Source organism: Streptomyces sp. 2P-4 (genome assembly GCF_030167965.1).
In the GTDB taxonomy this organism is placed as follows: domain Bacteria; phylum Actinomycetota; class Actinomycetes; order Streptomycetales; family Streptomycetaceae; genus Streptomyces; species Streptomyces globosus_A.
This window is the reverse complement of record NZ_CP095011.1, coordinates 6,337,967-6,355,630: the sequence shown is the minus strand read 5'-3', so window position 1 is coordinate 6,355,630 and position 17,664 is coordinate 6,337,967. Positions and strand designations below refer to the sequence as shown.

Below are 17,664 nucleotides of genomic sequence, written 5' to 3'. Positions count from 1 at the left end.
CTCAGACCACCTCCGCGGGTCGCCGTCCGCCGATCAGGGCCTGGGCGTCCGCGATCTCCCGGTGGACGGCGGGGCTGTGCTCGGCGAGGTGCTGCATGATCGTGCTCATCTGGGTGCCGACGTTCACGAACGCCGTCGTCTTGCCCTGGTAGACGACGTCCTCGACGCGCCGGGTGCCGCGGTGCAGGGCGACGACCGTCCAGTCGTCGGTCAGGACGGGCGATCCCGAGGACCCGCCGCGGGTGTCGGTGAAGTAGCGGACGTCCTTCGCGTCCGCCTCGTAGACCAGGTTGTTGCGCAGGGCGACGCGCTTCGGCTCGCCGCCGGGGTGCTGGATGATGTTGACGGGGACGGGTTCCTGCGGGGTGACCGCCAGCGGGTCGGCCGCGATCCGCAGGGGTTCGCGCGGCGGCCCGTCCGCCAGGCGGAGGACCGCGTAGTCGAGGTCCTCGTCCCAGGCGAGCAGCTCGGCCACGGCCGCCTCGTCGGGCGGCGTCGCGCCCGCGGCGGCGTCCGCGCCGTAGTCGAAGCGGCAGCGGGTGTTCCGGGCCTGGAGCGCGAGGTCCCCGGGGTCGACGGGGGCCCGGCCGGCGGCGGTCCGGGTGCGTGCGTTGACGACGTGGTGGTTGGTGACGAGCAGTCCGGGCGCGATGAGCCAGCCGGTGCCGGCGTGCGGGTAGCCGCCCGGCCCGAGCGGCGCGCCCGCCTCGTACGGGGTCACCTTGAGCCGGGCCACCGCGCGGCCCGCGGCCTCGCCGGCGAGGAGGAACTCGAAGGGGACCGTGTCGTCGCGGAAGACGATCTCCTCCTTGGTCTCGCCGGAGGGCGGCTCGGGCACGTCGGGCTCGCCCGCGGCGTCGCGCGCCACCCGGTCAAGGGCGCTCTGGAACACCGCGAGCGGGCCGGCCTCCGCCGTCTGGGCGACGGCGTTGCGCAGCCAGATCTCCAGCGGGACCGAGCCGTCCACGAGGCGCTCCACCCGGTTCATGGCCTCCAGGTCGGACTGCACCTGTGCGCCGGGCGCGGCCAGGACGGGCAGGACGCCCCGGTACCGGGGCATGATGCCGGCGAGCAGGAGGGGCCTCGTCGAGGGGTCGGCCAGCCCGGTCTCCAGAGCGGTGTCCCTGAGGCGGAGGATGTCCTCGCGCGGCAGGTAGGTGTCGTTCATACGGTCCAGGCCCCGTGGGAGCCGTTCCTTTCCGGTGTCGGCCGGGTCCACCGGCCGGGCGGTTCCGGGGGCGGCCGCGGCCATGGCGGCCGCCACTCCGGAGACGAGGTCGCCCCGGTCGTCGCGCAGGACGAGCAGGCGGCGGGCGAGTTCGCCGAGGGTGCCGCGGCGGCGGGCCTCCCGCAGCATCCCGGCCGTGCCTTCGCCGGCGGGTTCGGGCGCGGGTGCGGGCGGCCCGGCCCGGGCGGCATCCGGCGGGCGGCCAGGACCCCCGGGCGTACCAGGCGGTACGGTCCCACCGGGCGGCCCGGACCCGCCAGGCGCCACGGAGCCTCCAGCCTCACCGGGCTCCACCGGCGCACCGGACAGCGCAGGCCCGCCGGCTGCCACGGGCCCACCGGGCGGTCCGCCCCCGGCGGGCGGTGCGGGCGCACGCGGCGGCCCGGCTCCCGCCGGCGGCGGTGGCGGCGGGGCGGTGCCGGCGGCGTCGGCGAGGACGCGGCCCAGGGCCTCGCCGAGCCGCGGCTGCCCGGCCACGGCCAGGCGGATCGACTCCGCGAGCTGCTCCAGGGCCGCGTCGTCGGCGTCGGGCAGGCCCAGCACCTTCAGGGTGTGGTCCAGTGCGGCCGGGTCCCGGCCGGACACCTCCGCGGCGACGGCCCGTACGAGGGCGGGCTGCTGCGCCATCGCCTCGTCGGGCAGCGCCCGCAGCCGCTCGGCGAGCCTGGTCACGGCCTCCGGCCCGGCATCGGTCGCGGCGGCGAGCCGGGAGCGGGCCAGGAGGGCGCCCATCGCGTCGAAGTCGCGGCCCAGACCGGTCGCGAGGTCCTCGGCCTCCGCGAGGGCCCGGTCGGCGGCCGCCGGATCGCCGTCCTCCTCGGCGAGCCGGGCCGCGAGCAGCAGCAGGTCCAGTTCGGCGTCGGCGTCGCCCGCCTCCTCCGCCCGGTCGACCGCCCTGTCCGCCTCGGCCCTGGCCTCCGCGCGCCGGCCGAGCCGGGCCAGGGTCTCGACGAGCAGCGGGTCGAGCACGCTGCCGGGCGTCCACGGCCGGCGTTCCGCCAGCCGCGCCTCCGCCTCGCGGAGGTAGCCCTGCGCGAGCAGGTCCTCGACCTCCCGCGCGGTGATCCGCTCCCAGTCCTCCTGGTCGGCGTCGTGCAGCGGCAGCCCGGCGGTGTGCCCGCCGAGGCGGCCGTCCAGGAAGGCCGCGGACCGGGGCGCCATGTCGTCGGCGGCGCCGCCGAGGTGGCGTTCGACGCCGGGCTCCCAGCGCTCCTCGACCGTGCGGGGGTTCTCGTTGAGGCGCAGCCGGTGGTAGATCTCCTCGGCGCGGGCCTCCGCACCCGGCCGGGCGGCGTAGAACTCCACCGCGCGCCGGGCGACGCCGCGCATGAGGGCGGTGCCGGCGGTGTCGGACAGGCGCAGCATGATGGCGCGCAGGTCGGGCCGGTGGCGGATCCGGCCGGGCCCGGCGGGTTCCATCAGGTCGAGCCGGGCCAGCAGGCCGAACAGGGTCCGGGCCTGCTCCGCCGTGTCGACGCGCAGCCCGCACGGTTCGGCGAGGACGTCCCTGACCAGCTCGGGGGTGATCTTGCGCAGGGCGAGTCCGCCCTGGGCGAGGGCCCGTACGGAGGGGTTGCCGATGTGGCGCAGGATCCGGTCGTAGAGGAGCCCCTGGACGAGCATCTGGTCCACCTTGCGCAGGACCTGGCGGCGCCGGGGCAGGCTCTCCACCAGCTCGCCCAGGGCCTCCGCCCCGTCCCCGACGGTCATCGCGGCCCGTGCGGCGAGCTTCAGGCTGAGCGGGTGGCCGCCGACGCGCTCGGCGAGGGCGCGGGCGACGGCCCCGTCGTCGATCCCGCGGCTGCGCAGGAGCGCGACCGCCGCGTCGGGGCCGAGTTCGCCGAGTTCGATGGCGAGGGGGTCCACGACGCGGGCGGGGTGGTCCACGGGGGCGCGTCCGGCGACGATCCACCGCAGCCGCGGGTAGACCTTCTGAAGCACCGACCACATGGCCCACAGCCGGCCGATCGCGGGGTTGGCCCGGTACTGGGCCGCCTCGAAGGAGTCGACGGCGACGACCAGCGGCGGGGCCGGGGCGCCGCCCGCCGGCGGCTGCTCCCCGGGAGGCGCGGCCCCGACGGCCAGGGAGACGAGTTCGGCGACCTGCCGGACCAGCTCGGTCTCGCGGGTGCGGGCGGTGGTGTGGAACCGCTCGGCCGCGGTGCGCCCCATGCTCGACCGGGTGGAGGAGAGCCCGTACAGCTCGTCGATGGCTCCCCGCTCCTCGCGCTGGGTGCGGGCGGTCTCCTCGCACAGGCCGGCGAGGGCGTCGAAGGCGGGGCGGTGGTCGGGGTACTGGACGCCGAGCTGCCGGGCCATCTCGCCGATGAGCGTGGCCGGTTCGTGGACGGACAGGGTGGGCCGCGCGAAGTCCACGTAGGCGAAGGGGAAGGGGAAGGGAGCGGTGACGTCGTCGGGGAGGCAGTCGAGGAGGAACTTGGCCAGGAGGGTGCTCTTGCCCATGCCTCCGAGCCCGTGGATCAGCAGCGGGGGCCGTTCGGCCGGGCCGGTGCCGTCGGCTCCGTCGTCGAGGACGTACGCGCGCAGCCGGGACAGTTCGGCGGTGCGGCCGTAGAAGGCCTGCTGCTCCATCACTCCTCCAACAGGCGGCGCAGCGGCTGGAGGAGGCGCACCCGCTCCAGCAGGCGCTCGAGCTGCCCGGGGTCGGGGATCCCGGCGGTGCCGGGGATCCGGGACAGCCAGAGCACGGCCTGGTGGGCGGCGGCGAGGGCGTCCGCGTCGAGCCGCCCGGCATCGGGGGGCCGCCCGCTGAGGTAGGCGAGGGCGATGCGCTCCGGTGCCGGGCCGGCCTGCACCTGGGCGAGGTTGGCCTCCAGGCAGCGCCGGGCGGCGGCCGGCCCGGGCAGGTCGGCGAGGGCGGCCTCCCGGGTGTCGTCGCGCAGGGTCCAGACGGGCGGGTTCGTGGTGAGCGTCGTGCAGTCGTCGACGAGTTCCTGCTGGGCGCGGCCGGAGGGTTCGGCTTCGCCGGGCAGGCGCAGGGTGTCCGGTTCGAAGCGGACGAGGAGGCAGGCGGCCTGCCGGTAGGCCCGGCGCTCCTCGGACGGGGCCGCCGGCTCCAGGGCGGCCGGGGCGCCGAGCTCGCGGTGCAGCAGGCCGGCGTAGTCGGCGCCGGGCGCCAGGGACCGCCAGGCGCCGACGGCGGTCTCGGCGGCCGTGCACAGCCTGCGCATGAGGCTGTCGCCGGAGGCGGGCGCCTGTGCGGCCCCCCACACCGCCGCCGCGGAGGCCGCGGCCAGGCGGAGGGCTTCCGCGGGGGGTACGGGGGCCTGGGTGAAGTACGTGCGGAAGAAGTCGTCCACGTCGTCGCGTCCGAGGATGCGGGCCGTGTCCCGGCACACGGTCTTGCGGATCTCGTACGGCAGCTGCGGCATCGTCCCGGGGTAGCCGAGCAGGACCAGCCGGGGCGCGGTGCCCTCGGGTTCGGGCCCGTGCTCGAACAGGGCCTGGGCCAGCTGGCCGATGGCGTCCCAGGCATCGGAGGTCGAGGCGAGCCGGTCGCACTCGTCGAGGATGATCCAGAAGGCCTCGGGGGCCGCGGTGGCACGGGTGACGATCTGCTGGACGGCCCATTCGTGCGCGGACAGTGGATCGTTCAACGGTGTCGGATTCAACTGCGGCGGCTCGGCCTCCGGGTTGAGGCGTGCGGCGATCTGCCGGATCAGCCGGGCGGCGGTCGTGGTGTGCGTCAGCGTCACGCGGACCGGGCGGAATCCGCAGTGCTGGCCGAGGTAGCGGATGAGGCTGTAGCTGTAGGAGCGCCCGCTGTCGGGTTCGCCGTCGACGACGAGGACGGTCTTCTCGGGGTCGGCGAGGAACTCCCTCAGCCGTTCGCGCAGCTGCGCGCGGTCGATGAACACCTCTGCGCCGTTGCGGAGCACGCCGGCGCGGAAGTGGTCCTGGTCGGAGACGTGCACGCGTTCGTCGTCGGCGATCCTGACCCGGAGGGCGAGGACCTGCGGCTGGAACTGGCTGGTGAGTTCGTCGAGGGTGAGCAGGACGTCGAGGAGGAAGAGCTGGGCGGTGATGCTCTGCCGCACGGCCCGGACCAGGGCGGCGGCGTTGTCCCCGGCCTTGGCGGTGAGGCTGAGCGAGCCGATGAACGCGGGCGGGTACCCGGCCTGCCGGAGGCGGTCGTGGGGGTCGGGGGTGTCCAGGAGGTAGTCCCGCACCCAGGCGGTGACCACGCCCCATTCGGTGTCGGTGAGCGGCATTGCGCACCTGCCCGTCCGCCCGTGGGGCGGCCGACGGATCCACTGGTGGTATCTGTCATGGTTTCACCCGCTTCATCAGGGTGCAAGGCCGGGGTTCGGGGCCGGGGTGCAGGCCCGGGGAGCCGCGGGTGCGGACCTGCTCCGGCGCGGGGCGGTCGGCGCCCGGGTGGCCGGGGGCCGGTTGGTCGCAGCCGTTGCTCCGCCCGCATGCCGCGCGGGCGGACTCACACGGCCGCGTCCGGTCGGGACATCCGCTGCGGTGGCGGCCCCGGCCGGTACGTCGTTCGGCCGCCCGCCGCTCCCCCGGCGGGTGCCGTTCCCGATCGGGCGGCACCGGCCTCCGCCGGGTTCGCGGGGATCCGCGCCGCGGAACCATCCCCGAGGCATCCCGCCCCTGCACCTATCCCCGAGGAGGACCCCGTGCCCGCAGGACTCTCCGTCCACGTAGGACTCAACAGCGTCGACCCCGCCGCGTACGGCGGGTGGGACGGCCGGCTGCTGGCGTGCGAGAACGACGCGCGCGACATGGCGGCGGTCGCCCGGGCCGCCGGCTTCGAGCCGACGGTGCTGCTCACCCCCGAGGGCACCGTGGACCGCGTCACGGCCGAGCTGCGCAAGGCCGCGGGGCGGCTGGACGACGGTGACATCCTGCTGTTCACGTACTCCGGCCACGGCGGCCAGGTCCCCGACGAGGAGGGCGACGAGCCGGACGCCCTCGACGAGACCCTCGTCCTCTTCGACCGCCAGTTCCTCGACGACGAGCTGCACCGGGAGTTCCGCCGCTTCTCCCCCGGCGTGCGGATCTTCTGCCTGCTGGACTGCTGCCACAGCGGGACGGCCACCGAGGCCGCCTCGCAGCCCGGCGGCGAGGGGGGTGCGGCGGTCCGCGTCATGCCCGCCGTACGCCAGCAGCAGCTCTTCGAACGCGACCGGGAGTTCTACCAGGAGCTCCAGCGCGAGCTGCGCAAGAACGGGGTGGACGGCGAGCCCGGCACCCTGCTGATCTCCGCCTGCCAGGACGACCAGTTCGCCCTCGACGGCCGGGTGAACGGCGCGTTCACCGAAGCCCTGCTGCGCGTGTGGGACGCGGGGGCCTTCTCCGGCGCCTACCGGGACTTCCACCGGGCCATCCGGGAGCGGCTGCCGCGCACGCAGGTGCCCAACCTGCACACCACCGGCAGCCCGTCGCCGGAGTTCCTCGGGCAGAAGCCCTTCACCGTCTGATCCGCCGCCGCGCGGACCGTGACTTCCGGCGCGGCCCGTCGTTGGTCACGGTGGTCAAGCGAAGTGCACCCGTGACGTCCCGGGCCCCCGCGGGGGTCCGGGACTTTGCGTTGGCCGCCGGACTCCGGCGCGCCGGGACCCCGTCGCGGGGAGAACTCGCTGGTCCGGGCGGCGCGGGGCTGACAGACTGGCGGCTTCGCACACCGGAGGAGGACACATGGCACAGGAGTCGGACGCGCCGCAGGACGAGTCGCCCGCCGAGGAGGCCAAGCGCAGGTTCCGCGAGGCCCTGGAGCGCAACGCGCGCAACGCGCGGGCCCAGCAGGCCCACCAGAGCCGGACGAAGATCCAGGGCATCAGCTCCGGGGCAGGCGGCGGGCAGAAGCGGACCCGCCGCAAGGCCGGCTGACCGGCCCGCCCGAGCGCGCGCTGGGCCACATGGGTGACAGGCGATAACCCCCGGCGGGAACGGCAGTTGATCAGCTCGTCCCGCCGGGGACCACCATCCATGCGACAGCGCGACAGAAGGATCCTCCTCATGCTCAAGAAGCTCATGGCCACGACCGCCGCCACCGCAGCCGTGCTGGGCGCCGGTGCCGCGGCCGCCTCCCCGGCGATGGCCATCGGCAACGACAACGGCGTCAACACCGTCAACGGCAACGACTCCGCGCAGATCTACGGCAACCAGGAGACCAAGGGCGCGATGAGCCCCCAGCTGGGCCTGGTCCAGGGCTCGCTGAACAAGCTCTGCGTCGGCCTGCCCGCCAAGGTCAACGCCCAGTCGCTGATCGGCGCCCTCAACATCGGCGTCCAGGACATCAACGTCCTGTCCAACCCGATGAACCAGCAGTGCGCCGAGAACTCCACCCAGGCCAAGGGCGACGAGTCCCTCTCCCACATCCTGGACAACATCCCGGTCCTCTCCGGCAACCTCTCCGCCGGCAGCTGACCCTCCGGGCGCGGCCGCGGCGCCGCTCCCCCCGCACGGCAGGCAGGGCCCGTACGCGCCACCCCGCGTGCGGGCCCTGCCCGTTGCCGCGCCCGGGCCCGGTCCGGGCTACCACCCCGCCACCAACTTGGTCTAGACCTTGACAGGTCCATACCAGTTCGCTTGGCTGGGGGCAGTGCCGCCCCACCGGCAATTCCCCCCGCCCAAGGAGAAGTTGCGTGATACGTCCGCTGCGCCGTCGCGCCCTCGCCCTCGCCGCCGCCGCGGCCGCCGCCCTCGGCATCGCCGCGGCCCTGCCCGCCTCCCCGGCCGCCGCCGCACCGGCCTGCGCCACCGCCTGGGCCTCCTCCGCCGTCTACACCGGGGGCTCGACCGCCTCGCACAACGGCCGCAACTGGCAGGCCAAGTGGTGGACCCAGGGCGAGACGCCCGGCACCACCGGCCAGTGGGGCGTCTGGTCCGACCAGGGGGCCTGCGGCACCGGCGGCGGTACGGACCCGGACCCGGGCACCGATCCGTCCGGGTTCGTCGTCACCGAGGACCAGTTCAACCGCATGTTCCCGAACCGGAACCCCTTCTACACCTACCGCGGCCTCGTGGCGGCCCTGTCCGCCTACCCGGGCTTCGCCAACACGGGCGACGACACCACCAGGCGCCGGGAGGCCGCCGCCTTCCTCGCGAACGTCTCGCACGAAACAGGCGGGCTCGTCCACATCGTCGAGCAGAACACCGCGAACTACCCGCACTACTGCGACGCCACCCGGCCCTACGGCTGCCCCGCCGGCCAGGCCGCCTACTACGGCCGCGGACCCATCCAGCTCAGCTGGAACTTCAACTACAAGGCGGCCGGCGACGCCCTCGGCATCAACCTGCTGGGCGACCCCTACCTGGTCGAGCGGGACCCGGCCGTCGCCATGAAGACCGCCCTGTGGTACTGGAACACCCAGAACGGCCCCGGCACCATGACCGCGCACGCCGCCATGACGAACGGCTCCGGCTTCGGCGAGACGATCCGCTCCATCAACGGCGCCCTGGAGTGCAACGGCGGCAACCCCGCCCAGGTCCAGAGCCGCGTGAACGCCTACCGGAACTTCACCGAGATGCTCGGCACCACCCCCGGGCCGAACCTCACCTGCTGACCGGGCCGGGCCCGACCGGCCCGCCCCGCCCGCCCGGAGAGGGCCCCCGCGGCGCAGCCCGCGCTCAGGGGGCCCTCAGGGCCGTCGCGAGCTGCGCCCGCGAGCGCACCTCCAGCTTCTGGTAGATCCTCGTCAGCCGCGCCTCGACGGTCTTGACGCTGACGAACAGGCGGGCCGCGGCCTCCTGGTTGCTCGCCCCCTGCGCCACCAGCAGCGCGAGCCGGGCCTCGGCCTCCGTCAGCGCGGCCAGCGCCACGGCCGGCCCCGCCTCGGCCGGCACCGGTTCCGGCCCCTCGGCCGCCAACTGCGCCCACGGCCGCGCACCCGCCTGCTCGAAGACCGCCGCCGCCGCCCGCAGCGCGGCCCGCGCCGGAGCCTTCCGGCGCCGCCGCCGCTCCGCCCGGGCCAGCGCGAGCAGCGTCCGGCCGCGCTCCACCGGGAGCTGGAACGCCTGGAATCCGGCCGCCGTCCGCGTCAGCAGCTCCACGGCCGCATCGGCCTCGCCCAGCACGGACAGGGCCGAACCGCGCGCCCGGTCCAGCGCCGCGACGACCGTCCCCCGCCCCAGCGACCGGGCGACCGCGCCGACCTCGTCGATCAGCTCCACCGCCTCCGCGGGCGCGTCCGCGGCGACGAGCGCCTCCGCGAGCTCCCCGTGCCAGCGCAGGATCGAGGGGTCGACCACCTGCTGGGCCGCCTCCAGGCCGGCGACCCGGCGCAGCGTCGCCACCGCCTTCGCCGCCTCGCCCGTCGCCAGTTCGACGAGGCCGAGCGCGTACAGGCTCCGCGACAGGAAGACCTGGTCGCGCTCCTCCTCCGAGGCCTGGATGCCGCGGCGCGCGTACCCGGCGGCGCGGGCGAAGCTCCCGCCCGTCACCTCCGCCATCGCGGCGACGTACCAGGCGGGCCCGGGTGAGAGGCCTGCCTCGATGGTCAGCTCCAGGGCCCGGCGGGCGTGGTCGGAGGCGGTCGAGCACCGGCCGCGCCGCAGCTCCACCTCGGTCAGGCTGCGCAGCACCTCGAAGACGTCCTCGGCGGAGCCGGTGCGGCGGACCGCGGGCAGCAGCGCGAGGAGTTCGCGGCGCGCGTCGGCGAGCCGGTCGTCGAACAGGGCGTGCCGGACCGCCAGGTACTGCGGGGCGTTGCGCATGCCGAGGGGGACCTCGGGGGCGGGCAGGGCGAGCGCCTCGGCGAGGATCTCCTCGGCGTCCGGGTCGCCGAGGATGCGGCCCATGCGGGCCCGGACGGTGAGCGCCATGGCCTCGGCGACCTGGTCCCCGCCGATGGCGGCGAGCCGGCCGGCCTCGGCGGCCTCGTCGCGGGCGCGGACGGGGTCGCCGTCGCTGAGGTTGTGCTTCCAGGCGACGCGCAGGCGGACCGCGGCCTGGAGGGCGGGGTCGCCCTCGGCGTCGTCCATGGCGTACGCGAAGGTCTCGTCGAGGGTGCCGAGGGCCTGCCCGGCGGCGTCGATGACGGCGAGGCGGGCCCGGACCCGGTCGGAGCGTGAGGCGTCGCGGGCGAGGACGGCCCGGGTGGCACGGCGGGCGAGGTCGGCCCGGCCGGCCCAGCCGGCGTCCTCGGCGGCGGCGACGAGCCGGGCCAGTTCCTCGCCGGGCCGGTCGCCCGGGGTGCGTTCGGCGGCGAGCAGCCCGAGTTCGGCGGCCAGTGCGCGCTGTCCGCGGCGGCGGCAGTCCGCGGCGGCCCGGGTGATCTCGGCGGCGAGCCATTCGTCGGGGGTGTCCACGGCGAGGGCCCGGTGGCGTACGGCCTGGACGGGGTCGTCGACGGCGGCGGCGAGCGCGGCGTGCCCGGCGGCCCGCTCGGGCCAGCCCGCGTCGGCGGCCAGCGCCATGGGGAGGGCGCCGGCGGTGAAGGCGACCGTGCCGTCCTCGCCGACGGTGACCAGTGCGGCCCGTTCGGCCTCGGCGAGTTCGGCTTCGGCGTCGGGGCGGCCGGCCCGGCGCAGCAGGGCGGTGGTCGGCCGGGCCGCGAGGGCGGCGAGGAGCAGGGTGCGCCGGGTGCGGGCGGGGGCCTCGGCGAGGAGGCGCCGGGCGACCTCGCGGGCCTGGCCGGACAGGGGCAGGGTGTCGGCGTGGTGGGCGGCGCCGTCGCGGGAGCCGGCGGCTTCGGCGAGGGAGTGGCCGAGGGCGAGGGCAAGGCGCGGGTTGCCGCCGCTGGCCTGGTGGACCCGGCCGGCGAGGCGGGCGGGCAGGCCGTGCCGGACGAGGAGTTCGGCCACCTCGTCGGCGCCGAGCGGCGGGATGCGTATCGCCGGGGTGCCGGGGCCGCACAGGGGCGCGGCGACGGGTACGCCGCCCTGGACGCATTCGGCGACGAGGACGCGGACCCGGGGCGGCGTCAGCCGGAGGGCGAACCGGAGCAGATCGGTGCTTTCCGGATCCAGCCATTGGGCGTTGTCGACGACGAGGAGGACGGGGCTGCGTGCGGCCAGCGTGCGGAGCACCTCGACGACGGCGAGGCGCAGGGCGACGTGGTCGCGGCCGGCGCGCGGGGTGTCGGTCTCGCGGCGCAGGTGGGCGATGGCGGTGCGCTGCGGCCCGGAGAGGGTTTCGAGCGCGGCGCAGGGGACCGAGGCGAGCAGCGCGGCGGCCGACGCCTCGGGGATCCACCGGTCGGCGGCTTCGGGGGCGAGGCGGAGCACGGTGTCCTGCCTGGCCTCGGCCGCTGCCGCGATGGCGCCGGCGAGTTCGGTCTTGCCCGCGCCGGCGGGTGCGGTGAGCAGGGCGCGCCCGTGCTCGGCGAGCGCCTGCTCGACCGCCTTGATCAGTTCACCGTGTCCTACGGTCGCGTTGGCGCGCCCCGCTGCCACGCACAGCCACCAGCCTCTCGGTCCCCACTCTGTGCCTTTCCTGTGAGGAGCGAGAATACGAGGTCGCGGGCCGGGTGGAGGCGAAGTGTGACGCACAATTCAGTCACGGCCCGGAAAGCCTCGCGGGCCTGCCGGTACGAGGGTATCGGCAGGCCCGCGGGTGTCATCGGGTGGTGCGTGCGCCGGCCGCCGGGGCGGCCGGGCGGGGGTGCGTCAGAAGGCGAGGTTCCAGGCGTCGAGGTAGCCGGTGTCGCCGCCGGCGTTGTCGTTGACCCGGAGCTTCCAGGTGCCGTTGGCGACCTCGGAGGAGGCGTTCACGGTGTAGGTCTGGTTGATGTTGTCGGCGCTGCCGCCGGCGCGGTTGTGCAGGGTGTAGACCGAGCCGTCCGGGGCCACCAGGTCGACCTTCAGGTCGCCGATGTAGGTGTGCTTGATGTCGACGCCCACCTTGAGGGTGGCCGGGGCGTTGCCCGCGACACCGGTGACGGTGATCGGGCTCTCGGCGGTCGAGTTGTCGAAGATGTTCACGTTCATGGTGTTCTCGAAGCCCGGGGCGGGGGTGGTCGAGGTCACCGCGTTGAGCGTGGCGGCCGCGTCGGCGAGGCCGGTGCCGCAGCCGCCGGTGCAGGTGCCGGCGAGCGGGCGGGTGTTGGTCTTGATGGCCGCCTCGATCTGGGCCGGGGTCAGCGAGGGCTTGGCGGCGACCATGAGCGCGGCGAGGCCGGCGACGTGCGGGGCGGCCATGCTGGTGCCCTGGTACGGCTTGTAGTTCTCCGAGCCGGGGGTGGTGAGGCCGGTGTTCAGCGTGGAGAGGATGGCGTTCTCGGGGGTGGTGACGGTGCCGGGCGTGTCGGTGGCGCGGCGGGTCTCACCGCCCGGGGCGGCGACGTCGATGCTGGCGCCGTAGTTGGAGTAGTACGAGCGGTCGCCGGCGCGGTTGCTGGCGGCGACGGTGATGACGTTGCTGCAGCTGGCCGGGGTGAAGCCGGCGGCGTCGGTGTTGCTGTTGCCGGCGGCCACGACGACGGTGGTGCCGCGGGCGACGGCCGCGTTGATGGCGTTCTGGTAGCTGGTGGAGCAGGTGCCGGAGCCGCCGAGGCTCATGTTGATGACCTTGGCGGGGTTGGCGTTGGCCGGGACGCCCGCGACGGTGCCGCCGGAGGCCCAGGTGATGGCGTCGACGATGTCGGAGGTGGCGCCGCCGCACTTGCCGAGGACGCGGACGGGCTGGATCTTCGCGTTGTACGCGACGCCCGCGATGCCCTTGGCGTTGTTGGCGGCCGCGCCGATGGTGCCGGCGACGTGGGTGCCGTGCCAGGAGGAGTCGCTGGCCCTGGAGCCGGTGCCGCACTCGCCGGCCGCGTTCCAGTCGCCCTGGTCCGCCGGGTTGCTGTCGCGGCCGTTGCCGTCGCGGGCGGCGGCGGAGCTGCTGATGAAGTCGTAGCCGGGGACGATGTTCGCGGCGAGGTCGGAGTGGGCGACGTAGCCGGTGTCGAGGACGGCGACGGTGACGCCGGTGCCGGTGGCCTTGTCCCAGGCTGCCGGAACGTTCATGCCGGCGGTGGGCTCGAAGAGGTCCCACTGCTTGGCGTACTCGGTGTCGTTCGGGGCGGCCATCGCGTAGGCACGGGTGTCCGGCTCGACGTAGGCGACGTCGGGGTCGGAGCGGAACTGGGCCATCAGGTCGGCCGCGTCCTTGGGGGCGGTGGCCCCGCCGAGGCTGACGAGGGCGGCACCGGTGCCGAGGCGGCGGTCGAAGGCGGCCTTCTTGCCGGCCTTCTTGCCCTTCGCGGCGGCGTCGGTCGCGGCGGCGCTGTTGGAACTGGCCTCGGCGGCAGTCGACTTGTAGCCGACGATCAGGTTCTCGACCGGGGCGGCGGCCGGGGCCGCGGGGGCGCCGGGGGCCGGGATGGTCGAGGCGGCGGCCCGGCCGGCCGGGGCGGCCTCGGCGCCGGGCAGGGCCACGGAGGCGGTGGCGGAGCCGGCCAGCAGGGTGACGGACATCGCCGCCACGGATATCAGCCTGCGTCGCGTTGCGTGCACGGTCTTCCCTTTCGCGGGCCGGTCCCGGGCAGGCCGGAGCGACCCCGGTTGGGGCGGTGTGGGAGGTGGGGTGACGATCTTACGGGGCCGGGCGGGCTGGTCAGTTCCGGCCCGGCCACCGCGGGATCGCCGCGCCGTCCCTGCCGCTTCGGCGGGGCTGGGACGGCGTCGGTGCTGGGCGGTCGTCCGGCTCGCGGCTTCGCACCATGTGGGGTTGGGACGGGGGCCGCGGGCGGGGGAAGATCGCCGGTGGCCAGACAGTAGGCAACGGGCAGGTGAACTGGATACGGGGAAAACCCTTGTCCGCCCCCTGCCGACCCCCGAGCTGCCCTGCCGGGACCGCCGGCCACCTGCCGGAACCCCCGCCGAGCTGGGGCTTTGCCGCGCGGGCCCTATCCCGTGGTGCCGAGGCGGCGGAAGTGGGTCCAGCTCGTCTCGTTGGGCTCGGACCACTTCTCCGGGGCGTGCGCGAACTCGGGATGCCGGTCGGCGATGAACCGCCGGGTGCGCTCCGGGACCTCCGCGTACGAGCCGAGCTTGCGGCCGCGGCAGTGGAAGGTGAGCCCGCCGGGGCGCTGGCCCTGCTCCATCCACGGCAGCCAGGGCGACATCCGCGTCCAGGACATCGTGCACGGCACGCCGGGCTCCCCGGTGTCCAGCACCGAGGCGGGGGCGAAGAACTGGAAGAGCTCCAGGGCCCGGTAGGTGTCCCCCGCGGAGTGCAGGGGGTAGTCGGCGACGGGCAGCGGCGAGGGGTAGGAGAGGGGGATCTCCAGGCTGAAGCAGACCTGGTCGCCGAGCCGGGTCAGCGGGACGGGGAACGGGCGCAGGGCCAGGTTGGCCGGGTCGTTCCAGACGTGGACGACCCGCCTGCCCTCCCAGGTGTCGAGGATGTCCCGAGTCCGCGGGTCCAGGTAGAAGGCGGCCTCGCGGGCCAGGAGGCGGTAGCCGCCGCTCTCCTCGTCCGCCACGAGGCGGGCGGCGTTGACGCCTTCGAAGCCGAACAGGCGGCGGTAGGGCTCGTCCGGGGCCCAGGAGTGGACGTCGCCGGACCACCAGAAGACCGTTTCGGCGCCGTCGAGGGAGGCGCGGGCGCGGGCGAAGGCGCGCAGGAGCTCGGCGGGGGCCGGGCCGGGTGCGGTTGTCATGCCGGGTACTCTGCTCGGCCGCGCGCAGCCGGGCAAGGCGCCCTCGGGCCGGTTGTCGCGGGCCGGCGGCCGGGATGCGGACTGCGGGTTGACGCGGGGGCGGTCAGCGGCGACGGTGATCCGCATGGTGAGGGGAAGCGGGCGCCGCAGGCGCCGCGGACGCCGTCCGCTCGCGCTGCTCGCGCCGGTGCTGTGCCTGGCGTTGGGGGCGGGGCTGGCCGCGGCCCTGCCGGACGGCGCCCGGCCGGACCGCGCAGGACCGCGCGCCTCCGGACTGCCCGCGCCCGGGCCGGCCACGGCGGAGCCGAGCGCGGATCCGCCCGTACCGGCGGATCCGCCGCCCGCCGGGCCTCAGGCCTCGTCCGGCTCCGTGTCCGTGGACTGCGGGCGGGGAGAGGAGGGCCACCACAACGAGGACAACGTGGTGCTCTCCCCCGGACTCCGCGCCGGCGCCCACCACACCCACGCGTACGTGGGCAACCTGTCGACGGACGCGGCCTCGACGGACGCCTCGCTGGCCGCAGCTGCGACCAGCTGCCGCGGCGGCGACCGCTCCGCGTACTTCTGGCCCGTCCTGCGCCGCACCGACCGGCCGGGGACCCGCCCGCACGAGCGCGCCGCCGGGCACGGCAACACGGGCCGCATCCTGCCCGAGGCCGCCGTCACGGTGGAGTACCGCGGCAGCCCGGTGAGCCGGGTCGTGCCGATGCCCCGCTTCCTGCGGGCCGTCACCGGCGACGCGGCGGCGGGCACCGCCCGCGACAAGGGGGGCGTACGGGCCCGCTGGGGCTGTTCCGGTACGCCGGACCGGTCCACCACCCGCTACCCGCGCTGCCCGGCCGGCGAGCGCGTCACCCGTACGCTCGTCTTCCCGAGCTGCTGGAACGGCCTGGACACCGACAGCCCCGACCACCGCGCCCACCTGCGGTTCCCCGCCGCGAACGGCGTCTGCCCGGCGGACTCCTTCCCGGTCCCGCAGCTGCGGATCGGGCTGGAGTACGAGGTGGAGCCGGGGGTCCCGGTCGCCGTCGACTCCTTCCCCGAGCAGCGGCACGATCCGCGGACCGACCACGCCATGTTCGTCAACGCCATGACGGACGCGCAGATGGCGGCGGTCGCCGACTGCCTCAACAGGGGTGCGCGCTGCCGCCTCTGACCCCCCGTCCGCCGCCCGCCTGGACGATGTGACGCAGCTCACTTGAACCGGCGGCTCCGGAACAGCGTGTTCTGACCGCACGGCAGGGCAAGCGAGGACGAGAGGGCGATATGGCCGGACCACTGTGGCCCCGTACCCGGCGGGGCGCGACCGACGAGGCGCTGATCAGGTCGGTCTACGAGGAGCACGGACACGCCCTGCTCGCGTACGCCACCCGGCTGACCGGGGACCGGGCCACCGCCGAGGACGTCGTCCAGGAGACGCTGATCCGGGCCTGGCGGCACGCCGAGGTCCTGGTGAACGGGAAGGGCTCGGTGCGCGGATGGCTGCTCACCGTGGCCCGGAACATCATCACCGACCGGTACCGGGCCAAGGCCGCCCGTCCGCAGGAGGTGTCCGGGGCGGCGGCCGCTCCCCCGGTGGAGGTCGACCACGCCGACTCCGTCGTGGACACGATGACCGTCCTGGGGGCGCTCGACCAGCTGTCGCCGGAACACCGGGACGTGCTGAAGGAGTTGTACTACCGGCAGCTGAGCGTGGCGGAGGCGGCGGACAGCCTCGGCATCCCGGCCGGTACGGTCAAGTCGCGCTCGCACTACGCGCTCAAGGCCCTGCGCGAGGTGTTCCGGCAGAACGGCGGCGCCGCCAAGGGCCGTCGACATCGGTCGGGCAGGCCGCCCCAGCAGCCCGCCGGACTGCGGGAGGTGGTGGCATGAACCGGCAGCGGCACGAGCACGAGGAGGAGCTCCTCGGCCCGTACGTTCTGGGGGTCCTGGACGCGGAGGACGTCCGCCGGGTCGAGGAACACGTCGGCGGCTGCCTGCGGTGCCGCGAGGAGGTGGCCGCGTTGCGCGAGATGGAAGCGGCGCTGGGCGAGGTGCCCGCGGAGGCGTTCCTCGACGGGCCGCCGGCCGGCGGCGACCTGCTGCTCCAGCGCACGCTGCGGCGGGTGCGCGGCGAGGCCGCCGCGGCCCGGCGCAGGCGGTGGGGGCTGGCGGGCCTTGCGGCCGCGGCCTCGCTGGCGGCGGTGTTCTGGACCGGCGCCCGGATGGGCGGCGGCGAGCCCGTCGCGGCGCCGCCGCCGGACCCGTCCCCGGCGGTGACGGCGGCCCCGTCGCCGCCGCCGGCCGGGACCAGGGTGGCCTCCGCGACCGACCCGGGCACCGGGGCGCGGATGACGGTGAAGGTCACCCCGGCCGCCAGGTGGGTGCGTGTCCACGCGGCCGTGACGGGCGTCCCGGCGGGCGAGCGGTGCCGGCTGGTCGTGGTCGCGCGCGACGGCAAGCGCAGCACCGCCGGCAGCTGGGTCGTCGGCGGGCAGGCGCAGGCGGGCAGCCAGGGCGGGGCGGCCGGCGGCGAGGCGAAGGGCGCCGCCCTGGACGGCTCGGCCTGGGTCGACCCGGCGGACGTCCGCGAGGTCCTCGTGGAGAACGAGTCCGGGAAGACGTTCGTCTCGGTGCCGGTCCCCGCGGCCGTCTGACCGCGCCCGCCGGTCCTGCGGGGCCCGGCCGCCGACTCCCCCGGCGGCCGGGCCCCGTACGGCGTTCCCGGGGGCCGGCGGAACCGGGCGGGTGCGGTGCTGCGTGTGAACCCGTGGCGCCCCGTCCGCCGCGGGCGCCCCCGGTGCAGGCCGGGACGGAGGCCGGTGCGCCCCCGCGCCGCGGACCGGACTGATCATCACATTGCGGTTCATGACATCCTGTGACATCACAATT

The 17,664-nt window shown here is 75.8% G+C and carries 12 protein-coding genes; 7 read left to right on the top strand and 5 right to left on the bottom strand.

From position 1 onward, the window contains the following. Position 1: 1 nt before the first annotated feature. Positions 2–3,820, bottom strand: coding sequence for a trypsin-like peptidase domain-containing protein (locus MUK52_RS28335; RefSeq protein WP_284581180.1), 3,819 nt, complete (start codon positions 3,818–3,820; stop codon positions 2–4). Beyond that, positions 3,820–5,460 carry a P-loop NTPase family protein gene (locus MUK52_RS28330; RefSeq protein ID WP_284581178.1) on the bottom strand — a complete coding sequence of 547 codons (1,641 nt, stop codon included), beginning with the start codon at positions 5,458–5,460 and terminating at the stop codon, positions 3,820–3,822. Before MUK52_RS28330 ends, MUK52_RS28335 begins: the two co-directional genes overlap by 1 nt. A gap of 420 nt (positions 5,461–5,880) precedes the next feature. Here MUK52_RS28330 and MUK52_RS28325 point away from each other — a divergent pair, with 420 nt between their 5' ends. The 4 genes from MUK52_RS28325 to MUK52_RS28310 all read left to right on the top strand — a co-directional run bounded on the left by MUK52_RS28325 (position 5,881) and on the right by MUK52_RS28310 (position 8,772). Continuing rightward, the gene (locus tag MUK52_RS28325; protein ID WP_284581176.1) at positions 5,881–6,684 is read left to right on the top strand and encodes a caspase family protein; all 804 of its coding nucleotides are present in this window, start codon (positions 5,881–5,883) and stop codon (positions 6,682–6,684) included. A 217-nt stretch (positions 6,685–6,901) separates the two neighbouring features. Next, positions 6,902–7,093 carry a DUF5302 domain-containing protein gene (locus MUK52_RS28320; RefSeq protein WP_114056309.1) on the top strand — a complete coding sequence of 64 codons (192 nt, stop codon included), beginning with the start codon at positions 6,902–6,904 and terminating at the stop codon, positions 7,091–7,093. A gap of 129 nt (positions 7,094–7,222) precedes the next feature. After that, positions 7,223–7,633 (top strand): rodlin, encoded by a 411-nt coding sequence (locus tag MUK52_RS28315; RefSeq protein ID WP_114056310.1) that lies wholly within the window; start codon positions 7,223–7,225, stop codon positions 7,631–7,633. Between the two features lie 230 nt (positions 7,634–7,863). Further along, a complete protein-coding gene (locus MUK52_RS28310; RefSeq protein ID WP_502963636.1) occupies positions 7,864–8,772 on the top strand; it encodes a glycoside hydrolase family 19 protein in 909 nt (302 codons plus the stop codon). A gap of 64 nt (positions 8,773–8,836) precedes the next feature. Here the strand turns inward: MUK52_RS28310 and MUK52_RS28305 are convergent, their stop codons facing one another. The 3 genes from MUK52_RS28305 to MUK52_RS28295 all read right to left on the bottom strand — a co-directional run bounded on the left by MUK52_RS28305 (position 8,837) and on the right by MUK52_RS28295 (position 14,793). Continuing rightward, positions 8,837–11,602, bottom strand: a complete 2,766-nt coding sequence (locus MUK52_RS28305; protein WP_284581172.1) for a helix-turn-helix transcriptional regulator — start codon at positions 11,600–11,602, stop codon at positions 8,837–8,839. 213 nt (positions 11,603–11,815) lie between these two features. Then, on the bottom strand, positions 11,816–13,606 hold the full coding sequence (locus tag MUK52_RS28300; protein ID WP_114058758.1) for a S8 family peptidase: 1,791 nt from the start codon (positions 13,604–13,606) through the stop codon (positions 11,816–11,818). A gap of 431 nt (positions 13,607–14,037) precedes the next feature. Beyond that, positions 14,038–14,793, bottom strand: coding sequence for a DUF1838 family protein (locus tag MUK52_RS28295; RefSeq protein WP_114058759.1), 756 nt, complete (start codon positions 14,791–14,793; stop codon positions 14,038–14,040). Positions 14,794–14,917: 124 nt separating this feature from the next. On the opposite strand from MUK52_RS28295, the gene MUK52_RS28290 reads away from it, so the two are divergent. The 3 genes from MUK52_RS28290 to MUK52_RS28280 all read left to right on the top strand — a co-directional run bounded on the left by MUK52_RS28290 (position 14,918) and on the right by MUK52_RS28280 (position 17,429). Then, positions 14,918–15,949 carry a DUF1996 domain-containing protein gene (locus tag MUK52_RS28290; RefSeq protein ID WP_284581169.1) on the top strand — a complete coding sequence of 344 codons (1,032 nt, stop codon included), beginning with the start codon at positions 14,918–14,920 and terminating at the stop codon, positions 15,947–15,949. A gap of 110 nt (positions 15,950–16,059) precedes the next feature. Next, positions 16,060–16,665, top strand: coding sequence for a sigma-70 family RNA polymerase sigma factor (locus tag MUK52_RS28285; protein WP_114056312.1), 606 nt, complete (start codon positions 16,060–16,062; stop codon positions 16,663–16,665). Next, positions 16,662–17,429, top strand: coding sequence for an anti-sigma factor family protein (locus MUK52_RS28280; protein WP_114056313.1), 768 nt, complete (start codon positions 16,662–16,664; stop codon positions 17,427–17,429). Before MUK52_RS28285 ends, MUK52_RS28280 begins: the two co-directional genes overlap by 4 nt. The last annotated feature ends 235 nt before the right edge of the window (positions 17,430–17,664 follow it).